The sequence below is a fragment of the Candidatus Karelsulcia muelleri PSPU genome, assembly GCF_000829155.1.
GTDB classification, from domain to species: Bacteria; Bacteroidota; Bacteroidia; order Flavobacteriales; family Blattabacteriaceae; genus Karelsulcia; species Karelsulcia muelleri_A.
The window spans coordinates 56392-71877 of record NZ_AP013293.1 but is presented as its reverse complement, the minus strand read 5'-3'; the positions used below and the strand labels follow the sequence as shown (position 1 = coordinate 71877).

Annotated in this window: 16 protein-coding genes and 2 tRNA genes; 6 read left to right on the top strand and 12 right to left on the bottom strand. The window is 20.8% G+C overall.

Going from position 1 to position 15486, the window contains the following annotated elements:
• Positions 1 to 9 precede the first annotated feature (9 nt).
• Positions 10 to 83 (top strand) — tRNA-His (locus SMPSPU_RS00335).
• Here the strand turns inward: SMPSPU_RS00335 and SMPSPU_RS01515 are convergent.
• The 11 genes from SMPSPU_RS01515 to leuS form a co-directional block, all read right to left on the bottom strand.
• Positions 84 to 236, bottom strand: a complete 153-nt coding sequence (locus tag SMPSPU_RS01515; RefSeq protein ID WP_101731454.1) for a DUF4295 domain-containing protein — start codon at positions 234 to 236, stop codon at positions 84 to 86. It lies immediately after the preceding tRNA gene.
• A gap of 1 nt (position 237) precedes the next feature.
• Entirely contained in the window at positions 238 to 420 is a 183-nt protein-coding gene (gene rpmG / locus SMPSPU_RS00330) for a 50S ribosomal protein L33 (RefSeq protein WP_013315524.1), read from the bottom strand.
• A gap of 5 nt (positions 421 to 425) precedes the next feature.
• Positions 426 to 653, bottom strand: a complete 228-nt coding sequence (rpmB, locus tag SMPSPU_RS00325; protein ID WP_041093762.1) for a 50S ribosomal protein L28 — start codon at positions 651 to 653, stop codon at positions 426 to 428.
• A 25-nt stretch (positions 654 to 678) separates the two neighbouring features.
• Positions 679 to 1956 (bottom strand): serine--tRNA ligase, encoded by a 1278-nt coding sequence (serS, locus tag SMPSPU_RS00320; protein ID WP_041093761.1) that lies wholly within the window; start codon positions 1954 to 1956, stop codon positions 679 to 681.
• Between the two features lie 9 nt (positions 1957 to 1965).
• Entirely contained in the window at positions 1966 to 2925 is a 960-nt protein-coding gene (locus tag SMPSPU_RS00315; RefSeq protein ID WP_201277728.1) for a 2-oxoacid:ferredoxin oxidoreductase subunit beta, read from the bottom strand.
• Between the two features lie 4 nt (positions 2926 to 2929).
• Positions 2930 to 3643 carry a pseudouridine synthase gene (locus SMPSPU_RS00310; protein WP_041093758.1) on the bottom strand — a complete coding sequence of 238 codons (714 nt, stop codon included), beginning with the start codon at positions 3641 to 3643 and terminating at the stop codon, positions 2930 to 2932.
• Between the two features lie 14 nt (positions 3644 to 3657).
• Positions 3658 to 3730, bottom strand: a tRNA-Phe gene (locus tag SMPSPU_RS00305).
• 1 nt (position 3731) lies between these two features.
• Positions 3732 to 4697 carry a transketolase family protein gene (locus tag SMPSPU_RS00300; RefSeq protein ID WP_041093756.1) on the bottom strand — a complete coding sequence of 322 codons (966 nt, stop codon included), beginning with the start codon at positions 4695 to 4697 and terminating at the stop codon, positions 3732 to 3734.
• Positions 4698 to 4703: 6 nt separating this feature from the next.
• A complete protein-coding gene (locus tag SMPSPU_RS00295) occupies positions 4704 to 5558 on the bottom strand; it encodes a transketolase (protein WP_171815083.1) in 855 nt (284 codons plus the stop codon).
• 30 nt (positions 5559 to 5588) lie between these two features.
• Positions 5589 to 7007 carry a Glu/Leu/Phe/Val family dehydrogenase gene (locus SMPSPU_RS00290; protein ID WP_041093755.1) on the bottom strand — a complete coding sequence of 473 codons (1419 nt, stop codon included), beginning with the start codon at positions 7005 to 7007 and terminating at the stop codon, positions 5589 to 5591.
• Positions 7008 to 7018: 11 nt separating this feature from the next.
• A complete protein-coding gene (gene leuS / locus SMPSPU_RS00285; protein ID WP_080774838.1) occupies positions 7019 to 9835 on the bottom strand; it encodes a leucine--tRNA ligase in 2817 nt (938 codons plus the stop codon).
• 41 nt (positions 9836 to 9876) lie between these two features.
• On the opposite strand from leuS, the gene era reads away from it, so the two are divergent.
• Complete coding sequence (gene era / locus SMPSPU_RS00280; protein ID WP_041093753.1) at positions 9877 to 10683, top strand: GTPase Era; 807 nt, start codon at positions 9877 to 9879, stop codon at positions 10681 to 10683.
• On the opposite strand, the gene tyrS is transcribed toward era, so the two are convergent.
• Positions 10673 to 11941 carry a tyrosine--tRNA ligase gene (tyrS, locus tag SMPSPU_RS00275; RefSeq protein ID WP_041093752.1) on the bottom strand — a complete coding sequence of 423 codons (1269 nt, stop codon included), beginning with the start codon at positions 11939 to 11941 and terminating at the stop codon, positions 10673 to 10675. The genes era and tyrS overlap by 11 nt on opposite strands.
• A 31-nt stretch (positions 11942 to 11972) precedes the next feature.
• On the opposite strand from tyrS, the gene SMPSPU_RS00270 reads away from it, so the two are divergent.
• The 4 genes from SMPSPU_RS00270 to leuD are packed head-to-tail and all read left to right on the top strand — an operon-like array spanning position 11973 to position 15462.
• On the top strand, positions 11973 to 12335 hold the full coding sequence (locus SMPSPU_RS00270; RefSeq protein ID WP_041093750.1) for a hypothetical protein: 363 nt from the start codon (positions 11973 to 11975) through the stop codon (positions 12333 to 12335).
• Complete coding sequence (locus tag SMPSPU_RS00265; RefSeq protein ID WP_075050667.1) at positions 12307 to 13458, top strand: 2-isopropylmalate synthase; 1152 nt, start codon at positions 12307 to 12309, stop codon at positions 13456 to 13458. Before SMPSPU_RS00270 ends, SMPSPU_RS00265 begins: the two co-directional genes overlap by 29 nt.
• The gene (leuC, locus tag SMPSPU_RS00260) at positions 13458 to 14867 is read left to right on the top strand and encodes a 3-isopropylmalate dehydratase large subunit (protein WP_041093748.1); all 1410 of its coding nucleotides are present in this window, start codon (positions 13458 to 13460) and stop codon (positions 14865 to 14867) included. Before SMPSPU_RS00265 ends, leuC begins: the two co-directional genes overlap by 1 nt.
• 7 nt (positions 14868 to 14874) lie before the next feature.
• Positions 14875 to 15462: a 3-isopropylmalate dehydratase small subunit gene (leuD, locus tag SMPSPU_RS00255; protein WP_041093747.1), complete on the top strand. Its 588-nt coding sequence runs from the start codon at positions 14875 to 14877 to the stop codon at positions 15460 to 15462.
• The last annotated feature ends 24 nt before the right edge of the window (positions 15463 to 15486 follow it).

Here is a 15486-nt window from a genome sequence, read left to right as displayed (position 1 = left end):
TTTGTATTGGTGAATGTAGCTCAATTGGTTAGAGCATTAGATTGTGGTTCTAAGGGTTGCCGGTTCGATTCCGGTCATTCACCCTACATTAATTTTAATAAAAAATGATTTACATCATTAAAATTAATCATTTTTTCTTTAAAAGAATAATTTTTATTTTTTTTAACCATAAATAAAATTTTAGTCATTTTTTTTATAATTTTATTTTGAATATTAGATTTATTTTTTTTTGCCATGTTATTTTATTTCTTTATGTATTGTATATCTATTTAAAATTGGATTATATTTTTTTAATTTTAATCTTTCTGGATTATTATTTTTATTTTTTGTAGTAATATATCTAGATGTACCAGATAAACCACTATTTTTATGTTCAGTACATTCTATTATTACTTGAATTCTTATTTTTTTTTTTGCCATATTTTTTAATATTTAATATTATTAATTTTTAAAATTCTTTCAATTCCAATTTTATTTATAATTTTTATTCCTGCAGAAGTAATTTTTAAAGTAATCCATTTATTTTTTTTTTTTATAAAAAAACGTTTTTTACTTATATTTATATTAAAAAAACGTTTAATTTTATTATTTGCATGTGATACTTTATTACCCTTAATTTTTTTTTTTCCTGTTATTTCACAATATTTTGACATATATATTTATTAATTTTATTTAAAATTATAATAATTTTTCCATTTTCATATATGGAATCAATACTTTAGGTATTATTATATAATTTTTAGTTTGATAATTTTCTATTATAGCTGATATAATTCTGGGTATAGCTAAAGAACTTCCATTTAAGGTATGACATAATTTTATTTTACCATTATATGAACGATATTTTAATTTAATTCTATTTGATTGAAAATTTGTACAATTTGATACTGAACTAACTTCTAACCATTTTTTTTGTCCAGGAGAATAAACCTCAAAATCATAAGTTAAAGCTGAAGTAAAGCCTAAATCATTTCCACATAATTTAATTATCCTAAATGGTAAATCTAATGATATTAATAAATCTTTAATATGATTAACCATCTCATTAAATGAGAAATATGAATTTTTACATGTATTTATTTGAATAATTTCAACTTTATCAAATTGATGTAATCTATTTAAACAACGAACTTTAGTCCCATATGATCCTGATTCTCTTCTAAAACAAGAAGTATAAGTTGTTGCTTTTATAGGTAATTCTGATTCTTTAAAAATTTTATTACAAAAAATATTTATTAATGGAACTTCTCCTGTTGGTATAAGATATAAATTATCATAATTTATATGATACATTTGAGATTTTTTATCTGGAATTTGACCTGTACCATACACAGAATTTTTCTTTACAAGATATGGAAGAACATATTCTATATATCCGGATGATATATTTTTATCTAAAAAATATTGTATTAAACTTCGTTGTAATAAAGCTCCTTTATTAATAAATACATTAAATCCATTACCAGATATAATAGATCCTATTTTTGTACTAAAAAGATTAAATTTATTACCTAATTCCCAATGAGAAAGAATTTTTTCATTTTTTTTTAAAAAAAATTCTTTTTTAGAATAAATTTTATTATCTATATCTAATAGATTGTTTTTTTTTTTACCTTCTTCAAAAGGAATATTAGGAATCTTAATAAGATTTTCAAATATTTTATTATTTATTTTTTTTAATTTTTTATTTTTTTCTTTTCTTTTTTTTTTTAAAAAAAAAGAATAATTAATCATTATTTTTATTTTTTCTTTTTCACATTTTTTGAAAAAAAATTCTATTTTTTTTGAAAAAAAATTAATATAATATCTTAAATTATCTAATTTAAATTTTAGTTTTTTACTTTCTTTATTAAGAATTAATATATAATTAATTATATAAAATTTATAGTAATTACGTTTTTTTAATCCCAAAAAAATTTTTTTTTTATTCTTTTTTATAAAAGAAACTTTTAACATATTTAAATATTATTTTTTACCTGATAAAATTTTATCTAAAGATATTTTTTTTAAATTATAATTTTTTTTATTAAAAATTTTCTCATAAGTATATATATTTTTTTTATATATAACTCCAAAAGGACATGGAAATGATTTATATTTTTTTTCATAAAAAAAATATGATAAAAAAAATGCTTTATTTATATTATATATATCATGTATCCATAATTTGTTATTTATATACTTATTATATAATTTAATTTTTATTTTATTATTATTTAATATAATACATTTAGTTCCAAATAATAAAGGTTTATTTGGCTCTAAATATAGAGATTTTTGTTTTTTCTTTGAAAAAGAAGAAAAAACTCCATTATTAAATATATTACAATTTTGATATATTTCTAAAAAAGAAGTTCCTTTATGGTTATTACTTTCTATAAGCATTTTTTTTAAATGTTTAGTATTTATATCTATACTACGTGCTACAAAAGTAGCACCAGATCCTAAAGCTAATGATAAAGTATTAAAAGGTCTTTCAATAGTTCCTAAAGGAGAATATTTAGTTTTTTTCCCAAAAGAAGATGTTGGAGAATATTGTCCTTTTGTTAATCCATATATTTTATTATTAAATAATAATATATTAACATTTATATTTCTTCTAAATAAATGAAGAAGATGATTCACTCCTATAGATAATCCATCTCCATCTCCTGTAATAATCCATACACTCAAATTTGGATTTGATAATTTTATACCTGTTGCAATAGAAGGAGCTCTTCCATGAATTCCATGGATTCCAAATGTATTTAAATAATAGGGTAATCTAGAAGAACAACCTATCCCGGATACAAAAACAATTTTTTCTTTTTTAACACCTATTTCTGATAAAAGAGATTTAATCTGTTTTAAAATAGAAAAATTTCCACATCCTGGACACCATTTTACTTTTTTATTGTAAATAAAGTAATTTTTTTTTTTTTTCAAAAAATTATAAATTTTTTAATAATAAAATTTCATTTTTTTTTAAATATCTATATTCTCCTATTTTTAATCCTTTTATAGTAATTCCTCCAAAATTAATTCTTTTTAAATATAAAACTTTATATTTCATAAAATGAAATATTCTCTTTACTATTTTATTCCAACCAATATGGATTTCTAATTTAATATTATTTTTAGGTAATTTTTTTATATAAGAAATATTATCAATTTTTATTTTTCCTTCTTTAAAAGAAAAAAAATTTTTTATTTTTAATAAATCTTTATTATTAATTTGTTTATTTAAAACAACATGATATATTTTTTTTATATTAAATTTTGGATGTGTTAATTTATTAGATAAATATCCATCATTTGTAAATAACAAGACACCACTTGTTTCTAGATCTAATCTTCCAATAGAAAATATTTTATAATTAATTTTTATTAAATCCAAAACAATATTATTATTATCTTGTTTTTTCATAGATGATACATAACCTTTAGGTTTATTTAATATTAAATATATTTTTTTTTCAGGATAAAGTATTTTATATTTATATTTAACAATATCATTAGGATATATTATATATCCTAATTTTTTTATAATTTTTCCATTAACTTTTATCTTTCCTGATTTAATTAAATTATCTGCATTTCTTCTAGAAGAAATGCCAGATTTTGATAAATAACTATTTAATTTTAGTTTTTCTTTTATATACAAAATTTTTTATTTTGTGGTATCTCCCGGAATTGAACCGGGGACACACGGATTTTCAGTCCGTTGCTCTACCAACTGAGCTAAGATACCATCAGTACATTTTTTTTTTTTTTTTTAAAATTTTTTTTACTTTTTTTATTATAGATTCTTTATTTAAAAAATATTTTTTCATTAAATCAAATGGTTTACCACTTTCTCCAAAAGTATCATTTACAGCTACTATTTCTTGTAAACAAGGATTATGTAAGCTTAATAATCTTGCTATACTTTCTCCTAATCCCCCCCAATAATTATGTTCTTCTGCAGTAACTATACATTTAGTTTTTGATACTGATTTAAGTATAGATTTTTCATCTAATGGTTTTATAGTATGAATATTAATAATTTCACATGAAATTCCTTCATTTTCTAAAATTTTAGCGGCTTCTAATGATTCCCATACTAAATGACCTGTAGATACTATAGTTACATCTTCTCCTTTATTAAGTATAATGGCTTTTCCTATTTTAAATTTTTTCTTCTTACTAGTAAAATTAGGTACTGCTGGTCTACCGAATCTTAAATATACAGGTCCTATATATTTTGATATAGCTAATGTAGCAGTATATGTTTGATTATAATCACAAGTATTTATAACTACTAAACCTGGTAACATTTTCATCATACCTATATCTTCTAAACTTTGATGAGTAGCACCATCCTCTCCTAAAGATAAACCCGAATGAGATGCACATATTTTTACATTTTTATTAGAATATACAATTGATTGACGTATTTGATCATAAACACGAGCGGTAGAAAAATTTGCAAATGTTCCAGTAAAAGGAATATAATTACCAATAGTAAGGCCAGCTGCTATTCCCATCATATTAGCTTCTGAAATGCCTATTTGAAAAAATCTTTTTGTAAAAATTTTAGAGAATTTTGTCATTGATAATGAATTAGTCAGATCAGCACATAATGCTACTATTCTACTATTTTTTTCACCTAATTTTAATAATGCATCTCCAAATCCAGAACGAGTTTCTCTCATTCCTTTATTTTTATATAATTTCATTTTTTTTCAAAAATCTACTAATGTTTGGGGAAGTTGTATTAAAGCTTTTTGTAATTCTTCATAAGAAGGAGCTTTTCCATGCCAAGAATTATCTTTACTCATAAAATCTACTCCATTCCCCATTTTCGTTTTTAAAATTATCAATATAGGTTTACCTTTATTAATATAATTTTTAGCATATTTAATTATATTAATAACATTTATTAAATTATTTCCTTCATTTTCTTCTAATACAATCCACCCAAAAGATTCAAATTTAGATTTAATATTTCCTAAATTTAATACATCATCTGTAGTCCCATCTATTTGTTGACCATTATTATCTATAGTTGCTATATAGTTATCTATTTTTTTAGCTCCAGCATATAAAACGGCTTCCCATATTTGACCTTCATTAAGTTCTCCATCACCATGTAAACTATAAATTACAGTAGACTCTCCATTAAGTTTTTTAGCTATCGCTGCTCCTATAGCAACTGACATACCTTGCCCTAATGATCCTGATGAAATACGTATACCTGGTAATCCTTCATATGGAGTTGGATGTCCTTGTAAACGAGAATTAATTTTTCTAAAAGAATTTAATTCTTTCAATGGAAAAAAATTACATCTTGATAATATACTATAATATACAGGAGAAATATGACCATTAGAAAGAAAAAATAAATCTTCATTTTTGCCTTCTATATTAAAATTTTTAGAATCATAATTCATAATTACTTTATATAAAGCAACAAAATATTCCGTACATCCCATTGAACCACCTGGATGGCCAGAATTCGCTAAATGGACCATTCTTAATATATCTCTTCTTACTTGCGTACAAAGTTTGATTAAATAATCATGAGACTCTCTTATCATAGTTTTTTTTTAATTAAAAAATTTATTTTATTAAGGAAATATTCCTAATTCTTTATAAGAATTTTCAATTTTTTCAATTGCTAAAAAATATGCAGCGGTACGAAAATCTACTATTTTTTTTTTATTTTTTATCATTATTAATTCATTAAAAGCACTAATCATCGTATCTTCAAGTCCACTACGGACTAAATCTATTTCATTAGGTCCATTTAATATTATTTTTCTTTCTTTAGAGTTTATTTTTTTTTTACTTAATTTTTCTATATAATTAACAATTGAAATATTTATTTTTTCTTGAAAACGTTTTTCAATACGACCATAACGTACATGACTAATATTTTTTAACCATTCAAAATAAGAAACAGTTACTCCACCTGCATTTAAATAAATATCTGGAATAATTATTACCCCTTTTTTTAATAATATTTCATTAGCATAATTTGTTAATGGACCATTAGCAGCTTCTCCTATAATTTTTGCTTTTATACGATGGGCATTATTTATGTTAATAACATTTTCTATTGCTGCTGGAATTAAAATATCACATTCTAGTTCTAATGCAGATGAACTATTTTTAAGAGTTTTGGCTCCCGGAAAATTTAAAAGAGTTTTTTTTTCTTTGAAATAGTCCATAACTTTTGATATATTTAATCCTTTAGGATTATAAATGGCTCCTTCTTTTTCAGCTAAAGCTACAATAATACAATCATTTCTTTCAAGAAATTTCGCCGTATGATAACCTACATTTCCTAATCCTTGTATAATGATTTTTTTACCTTGCAATCCTAAATCTAATCCTATCGGTTTTAGGATCTCTTTTAAATTACATAATTCTCTTAATCCAAAAAGAACTCCTAAACTAGTAGCATCTTTTCTTCCTCTAATTCCTCCTTGTGAAATAGGTTTACCAGTAACACAAGCTAATCCATCTAAGTTTCCTGGAACTAAAGATAAAAAAGTATCTAATATCCAACTCATTTCTTTTTCTCCAGTTCCATAATCTGGAGCAGGAACATCTATTCCTGGACCTATAAAATTTTTTTTTATTAATTCTGCTGTATATCTACGTATTATTTTTTCTTTCTCTTTAAAAGAAATTTTATTTGAATCTATTTTTATTCCACCTTTAGCCCCTCCAAAGGGAACATTTACTATAGCACATTTATATGTCATAAGTGCAGCTAATCCCATTACCTCATTTTTAGTAACTAAAGGACTAAATCTGACCCCCCCTTTACAGGGTAATTTATGATGAGAATGTTGCGCCCTATAAGCTTCTATAATTTTTATTTTATTTTTTAATAAAATTGGAAAACGCATACAATATACATAATGACAAGATTTTATTTGCTCAAGTAGACCTGGTTCTAAATTCATTATTCTAGCTGCTTTATAAAAAAAAAATTCTACACATTTAAAAAGATGAAATTTTTTTTTTTTATTTTTCATATACTTAAATGTTAAAAAACAATATTAATTATTTTATTTAATATAATTATTATTTTTTTTGGTTTTTTTTCTTTTAAATAAAATAGAGTTTTTTTATTATTTATTATTTTATATTCAATCATATTTATTTTTTCATTTATTTTAAATTTTTTTTTAAAACGAAATTTTCCATTAAATGTTACTGGATAATTAAATTCATCTTCTAAAATAGAATTAATATCAAAATATGGGAATTTAGCAAAATATATAGATTTTTTTTTACCTAATTTATACCAAATTTCTTCAGAAAAATGTGGCGCATAAAAACTAAATAAAATTGTTATTGGTTCTAATATTTTTCTTTTATAACATTTTATTTCTATTAACTTGTTTAAAGTTATCATAAATTCACTTATAGGTATATTAAAATTATAATCTAATATATTATTTTTTATTTTATTTATCATTTTATTTAAAATTTTTAATTCTTCTATAGAAGGAGTTTTTTCATCTATATAAAATTTCCCTTTTATATGAAAAAAATTCCAAAATTTTTTTAAAAAATTATAAATTCCATTTATACTTTTTATATCCCATATTTTAGATTTTTCTAATGGTCCTAAAAACATTTCATATATACGTAAAGTATCAGCACCATATTTATCATAAATAAAATCTGGATTAACTACATTATATTTAGATTTAGACATTTTTTCAATTTTACGATCACATGTAAATTTTCCATTATTTAAAATAAATTTATAATTATTATATACAAATCCAAAACGCAAATTTTTTAGTTTTTCTAGATCCACTTCATTCTTATCTTTAATATATTTTATATCTATATTAATTTTTTGTAATTTTTTTTTTTCTTTAAAATCTAAATTACTAGATGTAATATATTCTTTTTTTTTATTATTACAATAAATAATAGCAGAATTACCTAAAATCATTCCTTGATTAATAATTTTTTTAAAAGGTTCTTCTGAACTAACAAAATTATAATCTTTTAAAAATTTATGCCAAAATCTTGCATAAATTAAATGACCTGTAGCATGTTCTATTCCTCCTATATAAAGATCAACATATTTCCAATATGTTTCTTTTTTTTTTTTAACAAAAAAATATTTATTATTAGGATCCATATATCGTAAATAATACCAACTAGATCCCGCCCAACTAGGCATAGTGTTAGTTTCTAAAGGTAAAATATTTTTATAATTTATTAAAGATGTAGATACTATTTTTTTATTTTTTTTATCCCAAGCCCAAAATTTTGCTTGAGTTAAGGGAGAATTTCCATTATTATTTGGTAAATATGTATCAATATATGGTAATAATAAAGGTAATTTATTTATTATTTTAGGTATTTTTTTTTCAAAAAATATTGGTATGGGTTCCCCCCAATACCTTTGTCTTGCAAAGACAGCATCTTTTAATTTAAAAGAAATACTTTTTTTTCCAAAATTATTTTTTGTTATTAAATTAACAATAAAATTATAAGATTTTTTTAAATTTAATCCATTTAAAAATGATGAATTTATACAGAAACTGTTTTCATTATTAAATAATTTTATGTTATTTTTTATATTTTTATTATATAATACTTCAAGTATTTTTATTTTAAACTTTATAGCAAATTTATAACTATTAATCTCATGAGCTGGGACACACATAATAGAATTTAAATTATAATCATCTTTTATATAAGAACTTATAAAAAGTGGGATTTTTTTTCTAGTAAATGGATGTATAACATAATTTCCTGTAAAAACTCCTAATATATTTTTACTTTTTATATTTAAAATATATTTTTCTACTTCATTAAATTTTCTTTTATCAACAAAATTTTTTATATTTTTTCTTTTTAAAAAAGAACTTTCTAATGGTAGAATTATAAAGGTTACCCCAAATATAGTATAAGGTTTGGTTGTAAAAATTTCTAATTTTATATTTTTATTTTTTTCTAATGTAAAAAATATTTTTATACCATATTTTTTGCCTATCCAAGATATTTGAGAATTTTTTAAATTTTCAGTAAAATTAAGTTTTTTTAAACCATTTAAAAGTCTTTCAGAATACGCACTAATTCTAATACTCCATTGTAACATTTTTTTTTTATATACAGGATATCCTCCTCTTTTACTTAGATTATTTTGAATTTCATCATTTGCTAATACAGTTCCTAATTCAGGACACCAATTGACTGATCTTTTTGATAAAAAAGCTATACGATAATTTTGTAATATTTTTTCTTTTTCAAAATTAGTACATTTTTTCCATGTATTTGCATTAAAAGTTGTTTTATATGGAGAACCTGCATTAATATTAATATTTCCATTTCTATTAAATTCATTAATTAAAATTTTAATAGATCTTGCTTTTTTTAATATATTATCATACCAAGAATTAAACATTTTTATAAACATCCATTGAGTCCATTTATAATATGATTTATCACTAGTATTTATCTCTCTTTCCCAATTAAAAGATATACCTAATCTTAATAATTGTAATTTATATCTTTTAATATTAATTTTTGTTATAATCTTAGGATGAATTCCTGTTTTTATTGAATATTGTTCTGTGGGTAATCCAAATGAGTCAAAGCCTATCGGATTAATAACATTATATCCTTTAGATTTTTTATAACGAGCATATATATCAGATGCAATATATCCTATAGGATGGCCTACATGTAATCCTTCTCCAGAAGGATAAGGAAACATATTTAAAATAAAAAATTTTTTTTTATTATAAAATAATTTTTTATTAAAAATATTTTTATATTTCCAATATTTCTGCCATTTATTTTCTATTTTTTTAAAATTATATTTAATATTCATAACTAACATATTAGTTTATTTATAATATATATTTTTTTTTTATGATTCATAAATCTGGTTTTGTAAAAATTATAGGATATCCTAATGTAGGAAAATCCACATTAATTAATGCTATTATAGGAAAAAATATTTCTATAGTTACCTATAAAGCTAATACAACACGTAATAATATAATGGGAATATTAAATTTATATAATTCTCAAATTATTTTTTATGATACTCCAGGTCTTCTTCTAAAGAAGATTAAAAAATCTATAACTGAGGCCGATATAGTAATATATATAACAGAAATAGGAAAAAATAACGAACTTTTTTTTAAAAAAATTAATATTAATAAATTTAAATTTACAATTATTTTATTAAATAAAATTGATAAATATAAAAATTCTATTTTAAAAAAAGAAATTTTTAATTTAAAATCAAATTATCCTGATTTCTATATATTAGAAATATCAGCATTATTAAAATTTAATATTAATAAATTAATAAATATTCTTATAAATAAGATACCTTATCATCCTCCATATTATCCTAAAGATCTTATTACAGATAGATCTGAACGTTTTATTGTAAATGAAATTATAAGAAAAAATATATTATTATTATATAATAAAGAAATACCATATTACGTTAATATAACAACAGAATTCTTTAAAGAAGAAGATAATTTTCTTAATATAAGATCTTTAATTTTTGTAGAACGTTTTTCACATAAAAAAATTATTATGGGTTCTAATAATATTAGTTTTAATAAATTAATAAAAAAATCTCAAATTGAAATTACTTCTTTTTTTGAAAAAAAAAGTAATTTATTACTATTAATAAAAATAAAAAAAATTATTTTTTAAATTTAATCATAAAAAATTTTTTTTTCCCTTTTTGTAAAAGAACATATGATTCTGATATTAAATCATTTTTTTTTAAAATAAATTTTTCATCTACAATTTTTTTATTGATAAGTATTGAATTTAATTTCAAATGTCTAATAGCTTTTTTTTTAGATTTTAAAAAATTACTTTTATTTACTAATAAATCTAATATTGGAATATTAAAATTATTATATATATATATTTTTTTATGTGGAATATATTTATATATATATATAATATCATTTATACTTATTTTTTTTATTGATTTTTCTTTTTTAAAAAGAATATTTGATATAAATTTTACTTTATTAAAAATTTCTTTTCCATGAATAAAAATAGTTATTTCATCAGCTATTGTTTTTTGAATTAATTTTAATTTTGGGTTTTTTTCATGATTATAAATAATTTCTTTTATTTCTTCTTTTTTAAGAAAAGTATATATTTTTATATATTGTTTTGCTTGATCATCAGTAATATTTATCCAAAATTGATAAAATTCATATGGAGAAGTTAAATTGGGATCTATCCAGATATTTTCTCCATTTTCAGTTTTTCCAAATTTTGATCCATCAAGTTTAGTAATTAATGGAAATGTTAATCCATTTACTTTTACTCCTAATTTTTTTCTTATAAGTTCTATTCCACTTGTAATATTTCCCCATTGATCAGATCCTCCTATTTGCAATGAACATTTTTTTTTTTTATATAAATAAAAAAAATCATATGCTTGTAATAATTGATATGTAAATTCTGTAAATGAAATACTTTTTTTATTAGAAATTCTTTTTTTTATGGAATCTTTTGTTAACATATAATTAATTGAAAAATTTTTTCCTATATCTCTAACAAAATCAATAAATAAATGTTTTTTGAACCATTCATAATTATTTAATATTTCACTTTTTTTAAAGTTAAAATCTATATATAAAGATAATTGTTTTCTTATATTTCTTATATTATAATTTAAAAGTTCTTTTTTTATTAAATTTCTTTCACTATTTTTTCCAGATGGATCTCCAATAATTCCTGTTCCACCTCCAATAACTGATATTATATTATGACCATATTTTTGAAAATGTATTAACATAATTATAGCTACTAAATTGCCTATATGTAAAGATTTATAAGTAGGATCAAATCCTGTATATAAAGTAATTATTTCATTTTTTATTTTTTCATTATAAGTACTATCATGTATTAATCCTCTCCAAAATAATTCTTTAATTAAATTTTTCATAATATATTTTATATAAATATAATTAAAAATTATGATTAATAAATTATTATCTAATTTTTTATTAGATATTTTTATCTATAATATAATATATTATTTTTATAATGATAATATTTTTGTATTTAAAATGTATATTTTATTATTTATAATAAAAATTATATTATATATAATACATTTTTTTTTATCAAAAATTATTTTAAATAATATATACTATTATCTATGTTGTAATTTTATAAATATTACATTATATTGTTTAATCATAATTTATATTATTAATTATTATTCATTATCAAATAAATTTATAATTACAAATTTTATATTAAACTATTTTAGTTCAATTATTTTAGATAATTATTTAATTAAAAAAAATGAAAAAAAAAAGAATTCAAATATTTGATACTACTTTACGTGATGGAGAACAAGTTCCGGGCTGTCAATTAAACACATCAGAAAAAATTAAAATAGCTCGTAAATTAGAAAAAATGGGAGTAGATATAATCGAAGCAGGTTTTCCTATTTCTAGTCCAGGAGATTTTAATTCAGTTGAAAAAATATGTAAATATATATATAAACCAATAATATGTAGTCTTTCAAGAGCTGTAAAAAAAGATATAGAAGTTGCCGCATCAGCATTAAAATATGCTAAAAATCCTAGAATACATACAGGTATAGGAACATCTAAATATCATATTAAATATAAATTTAATAGTACTCCTAAAAAAATAATAGAAGTAGCAATAGAAGCTGTAAAATATGCAAAAAAATTTGTAGAAGATGTAGAATTTTATGCAGAAGATGCTGGGCGTACAGAAAATAATTTTTTAGCAAAAATTTGTGAAGCTGTTATAAAAGCAGGAGCAACAGTTCTTAATATCCCAGATACTACAGGTTATTGTTTACCTGAAGAATATGCTGAAAAAATAAAATTTTTAAAAAAAAATGTTAATTCAATAGATAAAGTTACAATATCAACTCATTGTCATGATGATATGGGTTTATCTACTGCAAATTCAATAGCTGGAATAATTAATGGAGCTAAACAAATAGAATGTACTATTAATGGTATTGGAGAAAGAGCAGGTAATACTTCTTTAGAAGAAGTTGTAATGATAATTAAACAACATAAAAAATTGAATTTTTATACAAAAATAAATACAAAATTATTATATAAAACAAGTAAATTTGTATCTGAATGTACAGGTATGTTTGTACAATCTAATAAAGCAATAGTAGGAGCTAATGCTTTTTCACATTCTTCAGGAATCCATCAAGATGGATTAATAAAAAAAAGAGAAACTTATGAAGTTATTGATCCAAAAGATGTAGGAGTTAATAAATCATCTATTCTCTTAACAGCTAGAAGTGGACGTTCAGCTTTAGCTTATCGTTATAAAAAATTAGGTTATTCATTTAATAAATCAAAATTAAATATAATATATCATAAATATTTAAAATATGCAGATAAAAAAAAAGAAATATATGATGAAGATTTAAAAAAAATATTAAAAAATATTAAATAATGAATAAAACCCTTTTTGATAAAATTTGGGAATCACATGTAGTTTTTAGTTTAAATAAAAAAATAGATGTTTTATATATTGATAGACATTATATACATGAAGTAACTAGTCCACAAGCATTTGAAGAACTAAAAAATAAAAAAATTTCAATTTTAAGATCTAATAAAATTATAGCTACTACAGATCATAATGTTCCTACAAAAAATCAAAATTTACCAATAAAAGATGTTCTTTCTAAATTTCAAATAAAAACATTAGAAAAAAATTGTGATGAAAATGGAATATTATTTTTTGGATTAAAACATGATTTTCAAGGAATAGTACATGTAATTGGTCCTGAACTTGGAATTACTCTTCCTGGAATGACAATAGTTTGTGGAGATAGTCATACTTCTACTCATGGAGCATTTGGTTGTATAGCATTTGGTATAGGAACTAGTCAGGTTGCTATGGTAATGGCTACTCAATGTTTATTACAAAGTAAACCCAAACAAATGCGAATAAAATTAACAGGAAATTTAAATTTAGGAGTATCTGCAAAAGATATAATTTTATATATTATATATAAATTAGGTCCAGATGGAGGGACAGGTTATTTTATAGAATATAGTGGATCTGTATTTAAAAATATGAATATGGAAGAACGAATGACTGTGTGCAACATGAGTATAGAAATGGGGGCTAGAGGAGGAATAATAGAACCCGACGCAACTACTTTAAACTATTTAAAATATAATTTTTTTTCTCCAAAAGAAAAAGAATTTAAAAAATTAAAAATTTTATGTAAAAAAATGAAAACAGATAAAAAAGCTATTTTTAATAAAGAATATGAATTTAATTCAGATCATATTTATCCTATGATAACATATGGAACTAATCCAAGTATGTGTATAAATATATCTGATACTATTCCAATAGAAAAAATTAAAAATAAAAAAAAAATTAAAATTAAATCTTTAAAATACATGGGATTTAGAGAAGGAAACTCTTTATTAGGATTAAAAATAAATTATGTTTTTATTGGAAGTTGTACTAATTCTAGAATAGAAGAGATTAGATTAATCTCTAAAATTATAAAAAATAAAAAAAAAGCAGATAATGTTTATGTTCTAGTAGTACCTGGATCAAAACAAGTATATAAAAAAATTATTAATTCTGGAATTAATTTAATTTTATTAAATGCAGGATTTGAATTACGTCAACCTGGTTGTTCAGCTTGTCTAGGAATGAATGAAGATAAAATTCCTTATGGTGAATATTGTTTATCTACATCAAATAGAAATTTTGAAGGACGTCAAGGAAAAGGAGCACGTACTTTGTTAGCTAGTCCTTTAGTTGCAGCAATTACAGCTATTGAAGGTAAAATTGTTAATATTACAGAATATCTAAAAAATAATCCAATTAAATAAATTATATATGGAAAAATTTATTACTTTATTTAGTACAGCAGTTCCTTTAGATCTAGAAAATATAGATACTGATCAAATTATACCAGCTAGATTTTTAAAATTAACAACTAAATCAGATTTTGGAAAAAATTTATTTAGAGACTGGCGATATAATTCAAATGGAAAAATAAATAAAAATTTTATATTAAATAATAAAAATTATTCTGGAAAAATATTAATAACTGGAAAAAATTTTGGATGTGGTTCTAGTAGAGAACATGCAGCGTGGGCAATTAAAGATTATGGATTTAAAGTTGTAATATCAAATTTTTTTGCTGATATTTTTAAACAAAATGCTTTAAATAATGGATTATTAACTATAGAACTAAAAAAAACGTTTTTAAATTTAATTTTAAAAAAACTTTATTTAAATAATAATTTAATTTTTGAAATTAATATTGAAAATCAATATGTAAAAATTGAAAATAATAAAGAATCTTTTAAAATAGATGATTATAAAAAAAAGTGTTTTATAAATGGATATGATGATATTGAATTTCTTTTAAGTTTTAAAAAAAAAATAAAATTTTTTGAAAAAAAAAATTTTTATAATTAAATTTATAAAAAAAAAAATTTTATA

Bases quoted from the DNA above. Each gene is read 5' to 3' on its own strand.
- SMPSPU_RS01515 (WP_101731454.1), bottom strand. From the start codon at position 236: ATGGCAAAAAAAAATAAATCTAATATTCAAAATAAAATTATAAAAAAA.
- rpmG (WP_013315524.1), bottom strand. From the start codon at position 420: ATGGCAAAAAAAAAAATAAGAATTCAAGTAATAATAGAATGTACTGAA.
- rpmB (WP_041093762.1), bottom strand. From the start codon at position 653: ATGTCAAAATATTGTGAAATAACAGGAAAAAAAAAAATTAAGGGTAAT.
- serS (WP_041093761.1), bottom strand. From the start codon at position 1,956: ATGTTAAAAGTTTCTTTTATAAAAAAGAATAAAAAAAAAATTTTTTTG.
- SMPSPU_RS00300 (WP_041093756.1), bottom strand. From the start codon at position 4,697: ATGAAATTATATAAAAATAAAGGAATGAGAGAAACTCGTTCTGGATTT.
- SMPSPU_RS00295 (WP_171815083.1), bottom strand. From the start codon at position 5,558: ATGATAAGAGAGTCTCATGATTATTTAATCAAACTTTGTACGCAAGTA.
- SMPSPU_RS00290 (WP_041093755.1), bottom strand. From the start codon at position 7,007: ATGAAAAATAAAAAAAAAAAATTTCATCTTTTTAAATGTGTAGAATTT.
- leuS (WP_080774838.1), bottom strand. From the start codon at position 9,835: ATGAATATTAAATATAATTTTAAAAAAATAGAAAATAAATGGCAGAAA.
- era (WP_041093753.1), top strand. From the start codon at position 9,877: ATGATTCATAAATCTGGTTTTGTAAAAATTATAGGATATCCTAATGTA.
- tyrS (WP_041093752.1), bottom strand. From the start codon at position 11,941: ATGAAAAATTTAATTAAAGAATTATTTTGGAGAGGATTAATACATGAT.
- SMPSPU_RS00270 (WP_041093750.1), top strand. From the start codon at position 11,973: ATGATTAATAAATTATTATCTAATTTTTTATTAGATATTTTTATCTAT.
- SMPSPU_RS00265 (WP_075050667.1), top strand. From the start codon at position 12,307: ATGAAAAAAAAAAGAATTCAAATATTTGATACTACTTTACGTGATGGA.
- leuC (WP_041093748.1), top strand. From the start codon at position 13,458: ATGAATAAAACCCTTTTTGATAAAATTTGGGAATCACATGTAGTTTTT.
- leuD (WP_041093747.1), top strand. From the start codon at position 14,875: ATGGAAAAATTTATTACTTTATTTAGTACAGCAGTTCCTTTAGATCTA.